Source organism: Acetobacter syzygii (genome assembly GCF_000964225.1).
In the GTDB taxonomy this organism is placed as follows: Bacteria; Pseudomonadota; Alphaproteobacteria; order Acetobacterales; family Acetobacteraceae; genus Acetobacter; species Acetobacter syzygii.
On sequence record NZ_BAMZ01000014.1, the window covers coordinates 70,093 to 86,644 of the forward strand.

Sequence of the window (16,552 nt, forward strand, 5' to 3'; positions counted from 1 at the left end):
GCTATTCCCTATTCGACGACGATGTGAGAACCATTAAAACCATTGTCCAGTGCCCGCTTAAGGGCAGCGTCTGCGGCACTTATAGTCGCAAATGGCCCCTGCCGGACAGCCCACATCATGCTTTGACCAAACATAACGGGCTTAACCACCCCTCCGTGGCTGCCAGCCTGCACCATAGCAGCATACCGCGAGGTAAAATCCATGGTCTCAACCCAAAGCATTCCCGGAGCTGCATAGCCTTGTGCATAAGCCACTGGCATATCAGGTATCGGCCCACCGGATGCGGGAGGAATATCCACTCCACCCCGGCCAGTTTCCACCACAACACCGCCACTTCCACCAAGGCTGGACTGAACAACCTGCTCCTTTGGTGCGGCGTTGATCTGCAGGGCAACGCCTCCGGGCAGGATTTCCGCCAGATGCCTGCTAGCCACCTCGTCTTCTACAATGCGGACCTGTGCTGGCTCGCTACCCATACCCAGCAGGTTGGCAGCCTGTGTTGATAAAGCGATAGCACGCCCCATCTGCTCAGGGCCACGGTCGTTCACACGGACCCGTACCTGCCGTCCGTTTTCCAGATTGATCACGGTTACAATAGTGGGCAACTGGAGTGTTGGATGGCTGGCCGTCATGGTTGCCATACTCCTGACCTCACCATCGGCAGTCAGCACGCCCTCTGCCCCATTCTGACGGATGGCAAGTCCGGTTCCCTGCCACGCAAATTCTTCGCGCGGGTAATACCACTGGCCCTGCGCCTGCCATGCCGGACCAACCGTGTAATGCACATCCGGCTGCGCTGGCGGATGCGCGGGCGAGCAGGAGGCCAGTAGCAGACAGCTCCCAAAAACAACTTTTTTCACGTTATGGCATCACCCAGAAGGCCCACGGCCAATGCATAAAAATCTGACGGGTTGTACCGTCGGATCACGTTAAAATTATGGTAAACAATAAAAGCCTCGCCCCCCGCCCCATCAGGGCGGATAACAGCGCCTTCGCTGACCGATGCATCAAAGTTTCCAGCCCGTGGCCTTACTCCCTGCTGCTGCCACCATGCAATGGGCCTGATCTGGCTCCGACCAAGCTGGGATTGTGCAAATGTGTCGGGTAGCAGAACACCCTCCCCCCACGGCTGCCCGGCCTGCCAGCCACATTGAGCAAGGTAGTTGGCAATGGATGCAAAAACATCCCCTTCATTCCGCCAGATGTCCGCCCGCCCACCAGCCGGGTAACTGGCTGCATAGCGCAGGTACGCACTTGGCATAAACTGTGGTTGTCCCATAGCTCCGGCGTAACTGCCCAGCATGGTTGCAGGCGCCACACCAGCCCGCTCCACCACATGGAACGCCTTAAGCAGCTCCGAACGAAAAAAACTTGCCCGGCGACCATCATAGGCAAGAGTTGCCAGAGCATCGATAACCGAAAAAGTACCCATACGGGTGCCATATGCTGATTCCAGCCCCCATATGCCTGCCATGGCGCCTCGGCTCACACCATACAGGCTGCTCATCTGCCCTAGTAGCGCATCGCGCTGCTGCACGGCAGAAAGCCCGTCATTCATTTTTTTTTCGGTAAGAACCCGGTCTTTATACTGCGCCCATGTCAGGGTAAATTCGGGCTGATGCCTGTCCGCCTGCAGCACCTTGGCATTAGGCTGGGAGGTCTGTGCCAACGCCTGAGCAATAATGGAGGCCGATACGCCCTGTGCAAGAGCCTCCCGCCTTACCCCGGCTAAAAAAGTGGCATAGCTCTTGGAGGCTGCTGGTGTTGCATGGTGCTCTTTACGCGCATAAGCGGGCGCAGTTACGAGCAGCGCGCCCCCTCCAAGCAATAGTTTTCTACGTAACATAATGCACGCTCCGCTGTGCAGGCGACATGGAAGAGCTACAGTATCTTGCTTTTGCACATCTGTCAGTCTGTGTTGCGCTCTTTAATCCATAACACAGTTCGGCTACCCCTTGGAGCAACCTTATCAAGCAAAGCGCTCCCAACGCTTGACAGCCGCCACGTAAAAGAGCCTGTTGCAGCACCACCTGATACGTAAACCCAACACACTTCCGTATTGGAGACCAAGCTCCGTTGTGCTTGACCATTTTTTGGAACTTACAGCCACCCAGCCTCTTCTGCAGGTGCTGATTGTTATTCTAGCAACCTTTGTACTCGAAGATGCGGCAACCGTTATTACCGCCATTCAGGTTCATTTAAACACAATTAGCATACCAGTTGCCCTGATTGCTTTGTACATAGGCATTGTTGTGGGGGATGTGGGGCTTTACGGCATGGGCGCTCTGGCGGCCAGATGGCCGGTAGCACAACGCTGGATTAAAGTTCCTTCTGCACAGACGCAACAGGCATGGCTGAGTAAAAACCTATTCCTCGTTGTTTTTGTCAGCCGCTTTATTCCTGGCACGCGCTTGCCCCTTTATACGGCTTGCGGGTTTTTTCGGGCGGGGCTTGCTGTTTTTACGACAGCAACCTTTTGCGCTACCCTTATCTGGACCACAGCTCTCTTCCTGCTCTCGCTCCGTATTGGCGGAATATTACTGACCCACCTTGGCGCATGGCGCTGGGTTGGCATTGCAGGTTTTGTTGCTGTTATCATTCTTATGGGGCGGCTTGTTGCGCGCACCCAAAAAAACAAGATGTAATCATGCCTTCCACCTCCACGCACAACAAACAACCCAATCCATTATCCTTGTTCGAATTCTGGCCGCGCTGGCTGTTTTACACCCCTGTCGTGGCATACTGGATTTTGCTGGGGCTACGCTACCGGGACGTAACGCTACCAACGGCTGCCAACCCTCGCATAACAACCGGTGGTCTGTGCGGGGAAAAGAAAAGCGACCTGCTGAATATGGCAGGCCCTTACGCAAAACAGTGGATTGCCCCCTACGCGACATTTACAACCGGCTCGAATGACCTGGAGCTCGCCTTGCAGGCCATGCACTCCAAAGGTTTAGTATTCCCTGTTGTTGTAAAACCGGACATCGGCTGCAATGGGACCGGCGTTAAACTGGTGCACTCACACTCTGCACTAGCGGATGTTTGCGCTACCTTCCCCCGCAATATTGATCTTGTTGTGCAAAAACTTATCACATGGCCGCATGAAGCCGGGATATTCTATATCCGCCAGCCGGACGAACCTGCAGGACTGCTAACCTCCCTGACTTACAAAGACATACCATTCCTTATTGGTAATGGCCGGGATACAGTTCTGGACTTACTCAAAAAAGATGCACGTACCAGCAAGGTGCTCCACATTTATACCCCCCGCCTGCAACATTGCCTGCACACCATTCCCGCACAGGGTAAAAAACTGGACCTGGTCTTTGCTGGCAATCATTGTAAAGGGGCTGTTTTTCGTAATGGCACACCAGATATTACGCCAGAATTAACGCGCCAGATCGACCTGATCATGCAGGATATTCCTGATTTTTACTTTGGCCGCATTGATCTCAAATTCCATTCCACGGAGGATCTGGCGCGCGGTGAGAACTTTGAGATTATAGAAATCAATGGCGTTGGTGCAGAAGCCATCCATATCTGGGATTCCAGAACCACTCTGCGCGAAGCTTATGCTACCCAGTTCCACCATTACCGGGAAAGCTACCGGATCGGAGCAAAAAACAAAGCCGCAGGCTGGAAGCCTACAAACCTGTGGCACGGATTACGCTTATGGGGAGAGCAAAAAAAACTGCTGGCGTCCTACCCCCTTAATGACTGAGAGACTGCGCCTCCACCGCGGCTCGCTGCTCCCGCCCCAAACGGGAATGACGATTACCGTAAAAACGGTAGCACCCCCAGCCACATACTGTGTAGGCCGCCAATAATAACGCTGGTACGGGGTCTCCCCCCATCAGCGCCAAAACCATATCGCCACACAATGGGGCGACCATAAAACCGCAGAATACCATACCCAGCAAAGGTACGTAGCCAATCCAGACCCCGCGGATAACAAACCCACCAAATGGCACAACAAAAGCACGCTTGTAAGCTGGTGCGGTATTACGCATCCAGATCACGGTAAAACAGACAATCCCAAAAGCCGTAGCCGTGCCAAGGCTGACCAGATCGCCAATAATATCAATGGGCAGGACGGCAGTGGCCAACGCCACCACCACACCGAGCACAATACTACCGATCCATGGGGTATGGTAACGCTTGTGCAAACGGGAAAAAACGGGAAAGAGCAGGCCATCTTCCGCCATGGCAAAAAAGATTCGGCTTTGGGCATACAGTAGCCCCATTAACACCGAGCACAGCCCAATAACCGCACCAATTTTAACAAATAAGGCCAGCCATGGCTGGTGCATGGCATTAACCGCCACGGCCAGCGGGTCCGCTACATCCAGCGTCTGCCACGGCACAACACCTATCAGCACCGCGGCAACCACCATATACACCACGGTGCAGATGACCAGAGACAGAACAATGCCAACCGGCACATCCCGTTTGGGATTTTTGGCTTCCGCCGCAGCGGTAGAAACCGCTTCAAAACCGACATAGGCAAAAAAGATAACCGAAGCCGCCCGAAAAATACCGGGCACTCCGTAACGAAACCCACCCTCATAAGGCGGAATAAACGGGGTCCAATACGCCGGGTGCAGTTCCCAAACACCCAGAGCCACAAAAATAGCCAGCACGCCCACCTTAAGGGCAACAATCAATGAGTTGATTTTAAAGGATTCTCGCACGCCAACAATCAGCAGGATTGTTACAACCAGAATGGAAAAAGCCCCTAAAAGATCACACTGCCAATTCCCAACAATATGCCTGTTAGCGCCCTGATAAATCACGCCCAGAGTGGTGCTATGCAAAGCTGCGGGCACATGCACACCCAAATCTTCCAGCAGACTGGCCGCATACCCTGAAAAACCGGCAGCCACCCCCGCGCACGAAATGCCGTATTCAAGCAAAAGCAGCCACCCCACAGCCCATGCCCACCCTTCACCCATGGAAACATAGGCATAAGTATAAGCTGACCCCGATACGGGCATAACAGACGCAAGCTCCGCATAGGAAAGCGCTGTAAACAGGCACGCAATACCCGCGACAATAAAGGAAAGCAGAATGGACGGACCAGCATAATCCGCCGCGGCCGTTCCCGTCATAACATAAATGCCTGCACCAATGGTGGAGCCAACCCCCAACATGGTGAGCTGCAATGGGCCTAGCGTCTTTTTCAAACGCTGCTGGCCATTTTCCTTTTCAATTCGGGCAAGTGTTTTGCGGCGCAGGGGGGTACGGGCGTGCTTCATTCCTCTCGACCACTTATCCTGCAAAGTGGAACATCAGGAACGACGCTCCCCCCACCACCATGCAGTACCATGCAAAAGGTGAAAGAGCCCAACTGTCATGCCTGCGAAAATAGCGCATAAGAAAAGCAGTGCTCGCCAGCGCCGTTACGCCGGACACAACAGCCGCAAGCATGGCAATATGCATCTGCCCCGGATCAATTGGCGTGTGGCGCATTTTAAACGCTTCCCGCACGGTTGCGGCAATAATAACCGGCTGCGCCATAAGGAACGAAAAGCGGGCGGCTGCATCGTGGTGCAAACCACGTAATAACCCACCACAAATTGTAGCACCCGAACGCGACAGGCCGGGGAAAAATGCAAAGCACTGAAAAAATCCAATAAACAGCGCATCGCGCGAAGTCAGGCTTGCCAGATACCGAACATCCTGCCGGACCACAGAACCACGGAGTTTTTCAACCACCAGCAGCAGCACTCCATTCAAAAACAGGAAGAGCGCGGCAGAAGATGCTGAACCAAAAACACTCCGCAGCCAGTGTTCAAACAGACCGCCAACAATAACGGCTGGCACCGTAGCAAGGCATATCAACCACAGGATATGCAGGCTCTCTAATTGAATACGTTGCCCAAACGACCCGAATGCCCCTTTGAACAGCGCCTGCCAGTCCTGCCAGAAAAAAAACAGCAGTGCGACTGATGTTCCCATATGCAACATGACCAGAAACGGCAAAAATGTCGGATCATGCAGATCGTAAGACCAATGCAGCACAGCAGGCAGGACAACGGCGTGCCCAAGGCTGCTGACAGGAAAAAGTTCCGTAGCGCCCTGAAGCAGCGCCATGATAAGTGCCTGAAAAAGGGACATGAACGTTTAGGGTTCCAAACTATCTGAAATCTTACTGCTGTCCTTGCACCATGCGCCTAAGTGCTGCAAGGATTTCATCCTCTTTGTAACTTTGCGCAAGCACACATTATTCCGATAAAGGACCGTAACGGACCATGAGCAGACAAAACCACATAGGCGCGATTTTTTGCAGCACTCTGGTTCTGGCTGCCGCAACAGGGTTTGGTATTTACGCCACCAACACCCAAAAAACACCAGGCAAGACCTCTTACGAACTTTCCGCCCGCTTTGTCTCGGCTAATGGACTTTCCCGTGGTGCGGATGTGGATATTGCCGGCGTCAAGGTTGGACGCGTGGCTGCTATTACACTCGACCCTGAATCGCAAATGGCCATTGTCCGTTTTCGACTGGATGGCGCACTCCACCTTCCTGCCGACAGCACATTAACAATCGGCAGCAGCACACTGTCGGGCGAGAATGCTTTGATGATCGAACCCGGGACCGCAACGGCCCACGCACAGGCCGGACAAATGCTAACGCACACGCAGGAACCATCGAGCCTTGAACAACAGGTGAGCAACTATATTTTTGGCGCAGGCAATCTGACAGAGTAAGCCAATACCTTCCATCCAATCAGTTTTTTAAAAAAAATCTTCAAGATGGATTGACGCCTCCCTTGGGAACGGATACATAACCGCCACCAACCAATGGCGGCGTAGCTCAGTGGTAGAGCAGGGGAATCATAATCCCTTGGTCGGAGGTTCAAATCCTTCCGCCGCTACCAAATTTCCTTAAAATACAAAACATATTTTCTCTTGGTTTTTCCAAGTAGGAAAATATTGTGCATTATATGCAGCAGCACCCCTGCTCCGCCCTACACCATAATCCATGGTTGCAGGACGAACGCAGGTTAACCGTTAATATCAGCCTTCAGATAATTCTGGCTGTGGTTCTGTGGAAAGATCTTTGGGCTCGCTTGCGGCTGCTTCACCTTCAGGGGCGGGCTGCTCATCTTCTTCATACTCAGCTGCGTTGGACGCTGCACGCTGCTGCCTGCTGGCCTGACGCTCTGCGCGTTCCTGCTGACTTTGCTGCGCTGCCTGCGCCATAGCGTTCAGAATACGAAAATAATGCTCGGCGTGCTGGAAGTAAGCCTCAGCCGCCACGCGGTCACCGCTGCCGGTTGCATCACGCCCAAGCTGAAGATATTTTTCAAAAAGCTGCTGCGCTGTGCCTCTGACCCGCACATCAGGGCCATGACTGTCAAAAACATGATTCCGGTTCATGGGAATCTGGCCATTCAACTGCCTGGACGCTCCATTGCTCCCGTTGGAACGATGGTGTCTGGTACGCATCCGTTTTACATTCATGGGTTTATCACAGTGCTTTCCTGTTCATGGCACTTTGCATGAAGAAACAGTCCGATACAAAAGGCATGTTCCTGAATGAAGGCCGAATTGTTTTTTCGGAATGGGCTTTTGGCGGCAATGATTTTATTGCCGGAAGAAAAGCCCTTACCGCTCATCCACCGTGGCAGATTTTATTTATCTGCATTCTGCCGCAGGACTGAGCCAGTAGATAATAACAACGCGCAACCACAAAGCCAAACGGTTTTTTTATATTCCAGCATTTAGTGCGTTCAAGCGCAGCACAACACCCCGTGGAATACCAGCCAGATCCGGCACAACCTGCACAATCTCCAACCCGTTCCGGGCTGCTATGGCACGTAATGCCGGTTCCTGATCGATGCCAATTTCAAAAATACCTATGCCGTGCCTGTTCAGCAGCAAAGGGAGCTGACAACATAGCTCCTTATAGGCATCCAGCCCATCCGCACCACCATCCAAAGCCTTTACCGGCTCGTGCGCCCTCACCTCTTCCATCAAACCATCCAGGTCAGCGGTGGGAATATAGGGAGGATTGCTCAACACAACATCAAACCGTGCGCCAGTTCGCAGGGCATCGTTCCACCGACCGGCCATCATGAATGCGCGCTGCGCCATGTTGCAGCGCTGGGCATTACTGCGGGCCAGAGCCGCCGCCGCAGGATTAACATCCACCCCAATGCCCCATGCATTCCGGTATTCAGCCAAAGCCGCGAGCAGAATGCAGCCTGTTCCTGTTCCCATATCCAAAAAAGACAAAGCTGCATTGTGGTCTGGCAACTGGTCCAGCAAGGCAGAAATCAGCGTTTCAGTATCTCCCCTTGGCACAAGAGACGCAGAAGAAACACCCAAATCCAGACTCCAGAAGCCTTTACTACCCGTAATATAGGCAAATGGTTCATGCTGCGCCCGACGCCCAACCCATGTTACAAATGGTTCAGTAGCAACAGAAGCCCTCGGAGACAGAGCGAGAAGCGCCTCTGGGGTTAATTGCAGGGCATATTGCAGCAACAGCCGCGCCTCCCGCCGGGGCCCCTCCACACCCGCATCGTGCAAAAGTGCCGTTCCATAGGCCAGCAGGTCCTGTATGGGCTGGTGGAGTGGGAGGTTTTCTGCTTTGCTTTGGTGTATCATCTTAACAAATCATCTGATCCGCAAACTCTCATGCCTGCTTTACGCTCTTCATTCACTCTTCGGCTTTGTGCATTACTGGGCACTGTGTTCATGCTCACATGGTCTGCACACCCTGCTTTAGCCGGAGAATTTACGGTAACGGACGAAAAATCCGACATGGAAATTTCGGAAGTATCCCGCATTTATATGGATGGCAAACTGGCCTCTGTATTTAAACTTGATGACACGACAAGGCACAAAACAGTCCGCATTGTTACGCCACAAGGCCGGCTGGATCATATTTACACATTGTGCGGAGAAATCACCATCCGCACTACGGATGGCCGAGTGGAAACGCACGAGGTCAGCAGTAGTGGTATTTTGCATAACCCGGATGGCCACCACTTTGATGCACTCGGTTCCGATGGGTTTAAAGACTTTTTCCTACTCGACCAACAGGCACCCGAAGCCTCCGAGCGTATTCCCGGTCGGGGCGAAGCCTGCTCCGCCCCAATTAGTTAGAACCCTGCATCTGCCAGAAGAGCGGCCTGTTCTTCCTGCGTCAGAGCGTCCACAAACTCGTCCAGTTCACCCAGCATCACACGGTCAATTTTATACAATGTCAGATTGATGCGGTGGTCGGTAACCCGCCCTTGCGGAAAATTATAGGTCCGTATCCGCTCAGACCTGTCCCCCGTTCCAACCTGGGAGCGCCTGTCTGCTGCACGGTCCGCATGAGCCTGCTCGCGTTCGCGCTCATACAGGCGGGCACGCAGAATTTTCATCGCTTTGGCACGGTTTTTATGCTGGCTTTTTTCTTCCTGCATGGACACCACAATGCCAGTCGGCAAATGGGTAATACGCACCGCACTTTCGGTTTTGTTCACATGCTGCCCACCCGCACCAGATGCACGAAAAACATCAATACGCAGTTCAGTCTCGTTAATCGTCACGTCCACTTCTTCCGCTTCTGGCAGAACAGCAACCGTCACTGTGGATGTGTGAATACGCCCCTGCGCCTCGGTTGCGGGAACCCGCTGGACCCTGTGCACGCCTGATTCGTATTTAAGGCGTGCAAAAACGCTCTTGCCGTTAATTTCAGCAATGCCACAACGCAGGCCACCCAACTCGCTCTCGTCGTAATCCATTACGGTAAAGCGCCAGCCTTTAAGGTCTGCGTAGCGTCGGTACAGGTCAAACAGTGCGGCGGCAAACAGTGCGGCCTCATCCCCCCCGGCAGCAGGCCGCACTTCCAGAATGGCGCTCCGCTCATCCGCTACGTCTTTAGGCAGCAGCGCCAAGCGAACCTCCCGCTGCAATCCGGGAAGCTGTTCACGCAGAGCAGCCAGTTCCTCCCCGGCCAGTTCACGCATTTCCGGATCGGATAGCAGGGCTTCCGCCTGCGCTATGCCCTGCTCTGTTGCCCGCAGATCGTTAATACGGGCAACAACTGGCTCAATTTCCGCATACTCGCGAGAAGCCTGCGTAAAGGCATCCCCGCTCAGACCGCTTGCCAGATGCGCTTCCAATTCCAGCGCCCGGCTGGCAATCCGGTCCAGCCGCTCATCAAGATTCATTACGCAAAAACGCTCCGTGCGTCCGACATCAATGTTTCCATCGCCACATCGCTTTCCTGACCACTTTCCATGCTTTTGACACGGAAGACACCACGAGCCAGTTCGTCCTCACCAACAAACAGAACATGGCTGGCATTCTGCTTGCCTGCCCGTTCCATCCGCTTACGCAGTGATCCTTTGTAGCCGATCTCTGTGCGAACACCCTGCTGACGCAGAGCCTGCAAAAGCTGGCAAACGGCTTTTTCTTCCGGAGTTCCAACAGGTATCAGCACAACCGAGCGTGGAGCTTCGGGCGCATCTTCCAACAGCATGGCCAACCGTTCCACCCCGGCAGCCCAGCCAATAGCCGGCACATCTGGCCCACCCATCTGTTTGACCAGCCCATCATAGCGACCGCCAGCCAGAACCGTACCCTGTGAGCCAAGACGGTTGGTTACAAATTCAAAAGTCGTGTGGTTGTAATAATCCAGACCGCGTACAATGCTGGGGTTAACCGTGTAGGCAATACCAAACAGGTCGAGCTTGTTGCGCAGTTCATCCCAGAACGTACGGGCTTCGGGGGTAAGGAATTCCTCCATCATCGGAGCATTGGCTACAAGTGCGCGGTCACCAGCATCTTTACTGTCGAGGATACGCAGGGGATTTTTTTCAAGCCTTACGCGGCTATCTTCGGACAGCTTGTCCCCATGAGCAGAAAAATACGCAACAAGTGCGCGCCGCCATGCGTCCCTGCTGGCTGAATCCCCCAGAGTGTTCAACTCAAGGGTCACGTACCCGGCAATACCCAGAGCCTCAAGCACGGCATAACCGAGGGCAATAGCCTCCGCATCCGCTAAAGGCTCAGCCGCTCCCATCAACTCTGCTCCAATCTGATGGAACTGGCGGTAACGTCCCTTTTGGGGCCGTTCGTGGCGGAACATGGGCCCCGTATAAAAAACCTTCTGGGGTAGTGACTGGGTTAAGCCGTTTGTAACCAATGCACGGCAGACCGCAGCTGTACCCTCTGGCCGCAGGGTCAGACTTTCCCCATCCCGGTCATTGAAGGAATACATTTCCTTGGAAACCACATCAGACGTATCCCCCAAGGAGCGGGAGAACACGCGGGTATCCTCAAAAATAGGGGTAGACCATTCATCAAACCCGTAAAGCCCGGCAATATGGCGTGCAGTGCTGACCACGCGCGTATGGCGGCGCTGCTCTTCTCCAATAAGATCGTGCGTTCCTCTTACGGGCTGAATGCTGCTCACGGCCTGTTTTTCCTGATTGGCGCACAATGGCGGACCAGACTGCGCACCTTATATTGAAATGTCTGTATAATGGACGAACAAAAGCCACCACGCATTCCAAACTGATTGGAACAGGCGTGGTGGCCTGTATGCCAGCTTAGTTGGCAGATGCCATATCGGGCAGTTCGGGGGTTGCCCCTTCCTGCTTGGCAAGTGCTTCTGCGGCCTCAATAGCAGCCACACGTTCTTCAACCAGTTCAACAACGTGGTTGATCATGTCCCCTGCGGGCACAGTATGATCCTGCTTACCAGCGGAATAGACCATGTGACGGCCAGAACCACCACCGGTAACCCCAAGGTCGGTCATCAGGGCTTCCCCCGGGCCATTCACAACACACCCGATAATGGAAAGAGTGAGAGGCGTTTTGATATGGGCAAGCCGGTCTTCCAAGGTCTGGACCGTCTCCACCACATTAAAGCCCTGACGTGCACAGGACGGGCAGGAAATGATTTTGACCCCACGATGGCGCAAACCAAGGGATTTAAGAATATCCCAGCCGACCAGCACTTCCTCTTCCGGTGCGGCAGAAAGAGAGACACGCATGGTATCCCCCACACCGGCCCATAGCAGATTGCCCAAGCCGATAGAGGATTTGACCGTCCCTGCACGCTTGCTGCCAGCTTCCGTAATACCGATATGCAGCGGATAATCGCAGGCATCGGCCAGTTGCTGATAGGCGGCAACAGCCATAAATACGTCGGACGCCTTTACGCTGATCTTGAATTCACGGAAGTCATGATCTTCCAGAATTTTCGCGTGTTCAAGCGCACTTTCCACCAATGCTTCGGGGTTAGGTTCGCCGTATTTTTCGAGCAGGTGTTTTTCCAACGACCCAGCGTTCACACCAATACGGATGGAACAGCCATAGTCCTTGGCGGCCTGCACCACTTCCTTCACACGGTCGGCGCTCCCGATGTTACCGGGATTAATGCGCAGGCACGCGGCCCCAGCCTTTGCGGCTTCAATCGCCCGTTTGTAGTGGAAGTGGATGTCGGCCACGATTGGCACGTTCACTTCCTTCACAATTTCCGCAAGGGCTGTCGTGCTGTCTTCATCCGGGCAGGACACGCGCACAATATCAACCCCAGCCAGTTCCGCACGACGAATCTGCTCGATTGTCGCCTGCGCATCACTGGTCAGGGTATTGGTCATGGTCTGGATGGAAATAGGGGCGTCTCCACCGACGGCTACCTTGCCGACGTGGATCTGCCGAGATTTCCGACGCTCGATATGCTGGTATGGCCGGTAGCCGCTCATCTTACATCCTTTTGTCGAGCCGACAGTTGGGGGAGGTCTGGCCGCAATTCGGCGCTGCGGCATCTCCCGCTCTAGGTTTGGTGCTTTCCTGCCAAAATCAAGACCGATTGGCTACACATAAAGCAAGGAAAGAGCCATTCAGTGCGCGCCAGCTCCACTTAACTGGCGAGCGTTCAGGTCATCCGCGCTAGGCTCTGCCACTGGCGTATCCCGGTGAGATGGAGGTTTAGCAGCCGGAACTGGCGCTGCAATGCCACCACCCGGAACTGAAGCGGTAGCCGATGCACCACTTTTAGCAGAAGTCTCGGCCAACGGCGCGTGAACATTACCCACAGCCTGCGTTGCTGGCGCCACAGGTGCTGGTACGGATGCAACGCCACCACCAGCCTGAACCTGCCTGACCGTATCGGGCGTAAGAGCAATACGCCGCAACACCGCACCGTTCCGCCCCAACGGGGGCGTTGTCAATTCGCCCTGCCCTAACGCAATACCACCTGCGTTCCCTACAGTCAGGCTATATGGCCCATTATCCGAGGGAACTGTCCATGCCTCACCCGCTTGCAGAATGTGATCATACACAACCTTACCTTCTGCATTTTTAACCTGCACCCAACTTGGTGCCAAAGCTTTGAGGGTCAGTGGCGCACTGGCATCTGCCGTAGCTGGCTCAGCCTGCACATGAGCAGGTTGTGCATCAACTGGCTGCTGTTCTGGCGCACCATGATTATCAGATGCCGCACTCTGGGCTGGAGGAACGGTCGTATCAACCCCATGTGCAGGAGCAGCCGTTACTTCTGCACCCTCATGCGCTCCAGCTCCCCCCTCTGGCTGAACAGGCTGAGGCACAACAGGGACAGGTGCCAGTTGCGCCACATTATGATCTGGCAGCATGGAGGCCACTTGAGGAGACGGTGCATTTTTTGCACTTTCTCCGGGCATAAGGGTTGCCACCGGAGGCACATGCTCCGGCACTGGCGGCACATGTCCAACAAAACAGTACCAGCCCACATAACTCGCCAAAATAACGGCAAGACCAAGAGATATGCTGACTGCTGGCGGTAGGCGACGGTCCGCTGGCGGGTCCGGAAAATCCAGTTCCGGCTTACGCGCACCAAGCCGACCTTCCTGCCTGTAGCATTTCAACAATTGCTCAGGCTCAAACCCCAGCGCCTGCCCGTATGTGCGCAAAAAACCCAGCGCATAAACCTCGGCAGGCAGAATGTTAGCCTGCCCGGTCTCCAGCGCTTCCAGATACACACTCCGAATCCGCAGCCAGGCAGCAACATCCTCTATGCTCCACCCAAGCTGCTCCCGGCGTTGGCGCAAAGCTTCGCCCACTCCCAGTTTTGCAATATCTGGAAGGGGGGGCAAAGCTGGACCTTGCTCCTGATCAGAACCTTGGGCGTATTCAGCCATCCGCATCCATACGACGTTGTTGACGCACCAGTGCCACAGTAGCCTGTTCAACCAGATCTTTTATGATCTGCGCTACAGGCTGAACGGACTTTACCATACCAACAGACTGGCCCGCCATAACAGACCCCTGTTCCACATCGCCGTCAATCACTGCACGGCGGAGTGCTCCTGCCCAGAAATGTTCAATTTCCAGCTGTGCCGCCTCACGCGTAAGTTCACCTGCCTGAAAACGACGGATAACATCGGCCTGATGGCTGACAAACTGCCGCCCGCCCTCATTACCCAGCGCTCGGACCGGAATAACCGGAAAACGCTCATCCAGTTGCACGGAAGTAACGGCATCACGCGCGGCAGCACGCACAAACGCTTTTTTAAATTTTTCGTGAGCAATGCTTTCTTCCGCTGCGGCAAAAAGCGTACCCAACTGCCCACCGGATGCACCAAGCTCCAGATAGGATAACAGGGCATCTCCTCGGGCCAGACCGCCCGCCACAAAGACTGGAACACTCTGAATATGTGGTAGAATTTCCTGCGCAAGAACGGTCAGGGATACCGGGCCGATGTGCCCACCGGCCTCAGCCCCTTCGATCACCAGCGCATCCACACCCATTTTAATCAAGCGTTTAGCCAGAACCAGTGCGGGAGAGAACGCAATAACCTTGGCGCCCCCTTCCTTAATGGCTTTGATGGCAGCTCCCGGTGGAATACCGCCCGCCAGCACAATATGCCCAACCCCAGCATCCAGACAGACCTGCACCAGTTCATCAAGCTGCGGGTGCATGGTAATCAGGTTTACACCAAACGGACGATCGGTCAGAGCGCGTGTGGCTTTAATTTCCTCTGCCAGACGGGCCGGTTCCATGGCCCCACAGGCAATAACCCCAAAGCCGCCAGCGTTAGAAATGGCCGAAACCAGATTGCGTTCGCTTACCCAGGACATGGCACCGCCAAGAATGGCGTATTCCGTGCCCAAAAATTCGGTTCCGCGCCCCCACAATGCGTCCAGCCGCTTGCGGGCCGCATTGCGTTCTGCCTCAGTCGGCGCGTCGGTCAGGGCGACCTTTATGTGTTGCTCAGACATTATCCAGCCCATATGCGGTGTGTAGTGCACGCACCGCAAGCTCTGCGTATTCTGCCGCAACCAGCACGGAAATCTTGATCTCGCTGGTCGAAATTGCCTGAATGTTAATCGAACGTTCAGACAGTGTGCGGAACATGGTGCTTGCCACCCCGGCGTGTGAACGCATACCGGTACCGACAACGCTGATCTTAACAATATCCGGGTCTGTTGCCAGTTCTTCGTACTGCACAGAATCGCGCACACTTTCCAGCACATTGATCGCCTGCGGCAGGTCGCTCTTGCTGGTTGTAAAGGTCATATTGGTGGTGCCATCGGCCCCCGTGCTCTGCACGATCATGTCCACATTAACGTGGGCTTCGCTCATCGGACCAAAAATCGCAGCCGCGATCCCGGGGCGATCGGGAATACGCCGGACCGACAACTTGGCTTCGTCACGAGAGTAGGCAATGCCGGTAACCAGTTTCTTTTCCACGATTTCGTCCTCATCCACCACCAAAGACCCGGGAAGGTGCCCTTCCATAACAGCCGGGCCATCTGCAAAGCTGGAAAGAACCTGCACCCGCACGCCTTCGCGCATGGCAAGTCCTACGCTGCGGGTCTGCAGCACCTTGGCTCCGACCGAAGCCAGTTCCAGCATTTCCTCATAGGTAATTTTATCAAGCTTGCGCGCCTTGGGTACAATGCGCGGGTCGGTGGTGTAGATACCATCCACATCCGTGTAAATATCGCAGCGATCTGCGTGAATCGCAGCGGCAAGCGCTACGGCAGAAGTATCCGAACCACCACGCCCAAGGGTGGACACGCGACCATCCGGGGCTACGCCCTGAAAGCCCGCAACAACGGGCACCATTCCTTCGGCCATGCACCCCAGCAGACGAGCGCCGTCGATTGTATCCAGACTGGCCTTGCCATGCGCCGAGTCGGTCTGAATAGGAACCTGCCACCCGGCAAAAGACCGCGATGGTACGCCCAGCTTCTGCAGCGCAATAGCTAACAGTCCACTGGTGACCTGTTCGCCAGTAGCAACAATGGAATCATACTCCTTTGGGTCGTGCAAAGGAGACAGGGACTGACAGAACCCAACAAGCCTGTTTGTTTCCCCCGCCATAGCGGAAACAACAACAAGGACATCGCATCCTGCGTCTTTCTGTTTTTTGACGCGCTCGGCCACGGCTCGAATACGATCAAGGTCGCCGACAGACGTTCCGCCGAATTTCATGACAATCCGGGGTGCGGAACCGGACATAGCTTTATTCTCCACCAGACAAGCCGCAGAACATGCCCCTGCCCCCATTCGACCCCAGCTTTGCCAGAAAAGACGAACAGGAACGGTTGCACAG

Annotated in this window: 17 protein-coding genes and 1 tRNA gene; 6 read left to right on the top strand and 12 right to left on the bottom strand. The window is 54.6% G+C overall.

The features are described 5' to 3' along the window. Positions 1-8: 8 nt before the first annotated feature. Positions 9-860 (bottom strand): septal ring lytic transglycosylase RlpA family protein, encoded by an 852-nt coding sequence (locus tag Absy_RS06320; protein ID WP_048853897.1) that lies wholly within the window; start codon positions 858-860, stop codon positions 9-11. Next, positions 857-1,846 (bottom strand): lytic murein transglycosylase, encoded by a 990-nt coding sequence (locus tag Absy_RS06325; protein ID WP_048853898.1) that lies wholly within the window; start codon positions 1,844-1,846, stop codon positions 857-859. Before Absy_RS06325 ends, Absy_RS06320 begins: the two co-directional genes overlap by 4 nt. A gap of 232 nt (positions 1,847-2,078) precedes the next feature. Between Absy_RS06325 and Absy_RS06330 the strand changes: the two genes are divergently transcribed. Both Absy_RS06330 and Absy_RS06335 read left to right on the top strand, forming a co-directional pair. Beyond that, entirely contained in the window at positions 2,079-2,645 is a 567-nt protein-coding gene (locus Absy_RS06330; protein ID WP_048853899.1) for a DedA family protein, read from the top strand. Positions 2,646-2,647: 2 nt separating this feature from the next. Beyond that, positions 2,648-3,721, top strand: a complete 1,074-nt coding sequence (locus Absy_RS06335; protein ID WP_048853900.1) for an ATP-grasp domain-containing protein — start codon at positions 2,648-2,650, stop codon at positions 3,719-3,721. Here the strand turns inward: Absy_RS06335 and Absy_RS06340 are convergent. Together Absy_RS06340 and Absy_RS06345 are read right to left on the bottom strand one after the other, a co-directional pair. After that, entirely contained in the window at positions 3,711-5,255 is a 1,545-nt protein-coding gene (locus tag Absy_RS06340) for an amino acid permease (RefSeq protein WP_048853901.1), read from the bottom strand. The genes Absy_RS06335 and Absy_RS06340 overlap by 11 nt on opposite strands. A 13-nt stretch (positions 5,256-5,268) precedes the next feature. Continuing rightward, complete coding sequence (locus Absy_RS06345) at positions 5,269-6,117, bottom strand: undecaprenyl-diphosphate phosphatase (RefSeq protein WP_048853902.1); 849 nt, start codon at positions 6,115-6,117, stop codon at positions 5,269-5,271. A 134-nt stretch (positions 6,118-6,251) separates the two neighbouring features. On the opposite strand from Absy_RS06345, the gene Absy_RS06350 reads away from it, so the two are divergent. Further along, positions 6,252-6,710, top strand: a complete 459-nt coding sequence (locus Absy_RS06350) for an MlaD family protein (protein ID WP_048853903.1) — start codon at positions 6,252-6,254, stop codon at positions 6,708-6,710. 95 nt (positions 6,711-6,805) lie between these two features. Continuing rightward, positions 6,806-6,880 (top strand) — tRNA-Met (locus tag Absy_RS06355). Between the two features lie 139 nt (positions 6,881-7,019). Here the strand turns inward: Absy_RS06355 and Absy_RS06360 are convergent. Then, positions 7,020-7,466, bottom strand: a complete 447-nt coding sequence (locus Absy_RS06360) for a DUF4167 domain-containing protein (RefSeq protein WP_048853904.1) — start codon at positions 7,464-7,466, stop codon at positions 7,020-7,022. 38 nt (positions 7,467-7,504) lie between these two features. Here Absy_RS06360 and Absy_RS06365 point away from each other — a divergent pair, with 38 nt between their 5' ends. After that, positions 7,505-7,666 (top strand): hypothetical protein, encoded by a 162-nt coding sequence (locus tag Absy_RS06365; RefSeq protein WP_179287777.1) that lies wholly within the window; start codon positions 7,505-7,507, stop codon positions 7,664-7,666. Between the two features lie 46 nt (positions 7,667-7,712). Here Absy_RS06365 and prmC read toward each other — a convergent pair whose 3' ends face one another. Further along, the gene (gene prmC / locus Absy_RS06370; RefSeq protein WP_048853905.1) at positions 7,713-8,615 is read right to left on the bottom strand and encodes a peptide chain release factor N(5)-glutamine methyltransferase; all 903 of its coding nucleotides are present in this window, start codon (positions 8,613-8,615) and stop codon (positions 7,713-7,715) included. 90 nt (positions 8,616-8,705) lie between these two features. On the opposite strand from prmC, the gene Absy_RS06375 reads away from it, so the two are divergent. Beyond that, entirely contained in the window at positions 8,706-9,116 is a 411-nt protein-coding gene (locus Absy_RS06375) for a hypothetical protein (RefSeq protein WP_048853906.1), read from the top strand. On the opposite strand, the gene prfA is transcribed toward Absy_RS06375, so the two are convergent. The 6 genes from prfA to Absy_RS06405 form a co-directional block, all read right to left on the bottom strand. After that, on the bottom strand, positions 9,113-10,171 hold the full coding sequence (prfA, locus tag Absy_RS06380; RefSeq protein WP_048853907.1) for a peptide chain release factor 1: 1,059 nt from the start codon (positions 10,169-10,171) through the stop codon (positions 9,113-9,115). The genes Absy_RS06375 and prfA overlap by 4 nt on opposite strands. Then, positions 10,171-11,418 carry a histidine--tRNA ligase gene (hisS, locus tag Absy_RS06385; RefSeq protein ID WP_048854003.1) on the bottom strand — a complete coding sequence of 416 codons (1,248 nt, stop codon included), beginning with the start codon at positions 11,416-11,418 and terminating at the stop codon, positions 10,171-10,173. Before hisS ends, prfA begins: the two co-directional genes overlap by 1 nt. 136 nt (positions 11,419-11,554) lie before the next feature. Next, positions 11,555-12,715: a flavodoxin-dependent (E)-4-hydroxy-3-methylbut-2-enyl-diphosphate synthase gene (gene ispG, locus Absy_RS06390; RefSeq protein ID WP_048853908.1), complete on the bottom strand. Its 1,161-nt coding sequence runs from the start codon at positions 12,713-12,715 to the stop codon at positions 11,555-11,557. A gap of 138 nt (positions 12,716-12,853) precedes the next feature. Further along, complete coding sequence (locus Absy_RS06395) at positions 12,854-14,131, bottom strand: helix-turn-helix domain-containing protein (RefSeq protein ID WP_179287784.1); 1,278 nt, start codon at positions 14,129-14,131, stop codon at positions 12,854-12,856. Beyond that, positions 14,124-15,212: an NAD(P)H-dependent flavin oxidoreductase gene (locus tag Absy_RS06400; protein WP_048853910.1), complete on the bottom strand. Its 1,089-nt coding sequence runs from the start codon at positions 15,210-15,212 to the stop codon at positions 14,124-14,126. The genes Absy_RS06395 and Absy_RS06400 overlap by 8 nt, the downstream gene beginning before the upstream one ends. Next, the gene (locus Absy_RS06405; protein ID WP_048854004.1) at positions 15,205-16,458 is read right to left on the bottom strand and encodes an aspartate kinase; all 1,254 of its coding nucleotides are present in this window, start codon (positions 16,456-16,458) and stop codon (positions 15,205-15,207) included. The genes Absy_RS06400 and Absy_RS06405 overlap by 8 nt, the downstream gene beginning before the upstream one ends. Between the last annotated feature and the right edge of the window lie 94 nt (positions 16,459-16,552).

Coding starts and splice junctions, on each gene's coding strand:
- Absy_RS06325 (WP_048853898.1), bottom strand. CDS start 1,846: ATGTTACGTAGAAAACTATTGCTTGGAGGGGGCGCGCTGCTCGTAACT.
- Absy_RS06335 (WP_048853900.1), top strand. CDS start 2,648: ATGCCTTCCACCTCCACGCACAACAAACAACCCAATCCATTATCCTTG.
- Absy_RS06340 (WP_048853901.1), bottom strand. CDS start 5,255: ATGAAGCACGCCCGTACCCCCCTGCGCCGCAAAACACTTGCCCGAATT.
- Absy_RS06345 (WP_048853902.1), bottom strand. CDS start 6,117: ATGTCCCTTTTTCAGGCACTTATCATGGCGCTGCTTCAGGGCGCTACG.
- Absy_RS06350 (WP_048853903.1), top strand. CDS start 6,252: ATGAGCAGACAAAACCACATAGGCGCGATTTTTTGCAGCACTCTGGTT.
- Absy_RS06360 (WP_048853904.1), bottom strand. CDS start 7,466: ATGAATGTAAAACGGATGCGTACCAGACACCATCGTTCCAACGGGAGC.
- Absy_RS06365 (WP_179287777.1), top strand. CDS start 7,505: ATGAAGAAACAGTCCGATACAAAAGGCATGTTCCTGAATGAAGGCCGA.
- prmC (WP_048853905.1), bottom strand. CDS start 8,615: ATGATACACCAAAGCAAAGCAGAAAACCTCCCACTCCACCAGCCCATA.
- Absy_RS06375 (WP_048853906.1), top strand. CDS start 8,706: ATGCTCACATGGTCTGCACACCCTGCTTTAGCCGGAGAATTTACGGTA.
- prfA (WP_048853907.1), bottom strand. CDS start 10,171: ATGAATCTTGATGAGCGGCTGGACCGGATTGCCAGCCGGGCGCTGGAA.
- ispG (WP_048853908.1), bottom strand. CDS start 12,715: ATGAGCGGCTACCGGCCATACCAGCATATCGAGCGTCGGAAATCTCGG.
- Absy_RS06395 (WP_179287784.1), bottom strand. CDS start 14,131: ATGGCTGAATACGCCCAAGGTTCTGATCAGGAGCAAGGTCCAGCTTTG.
- Absy_RS06400 (WP_048853910.1), bottom strand. CDS start 15,212: ATGTCTGAGCAACACATAAAGGTCGCCCTGACCGACGCGCCGACTGAG.
- Absy_RS06405 (WP_048854004.1), bottom strand. CDS start 16,458: ATGTCCGGTTCCGCACCCCGGATTGTCATGAAATTCGGCGGAACGTCT.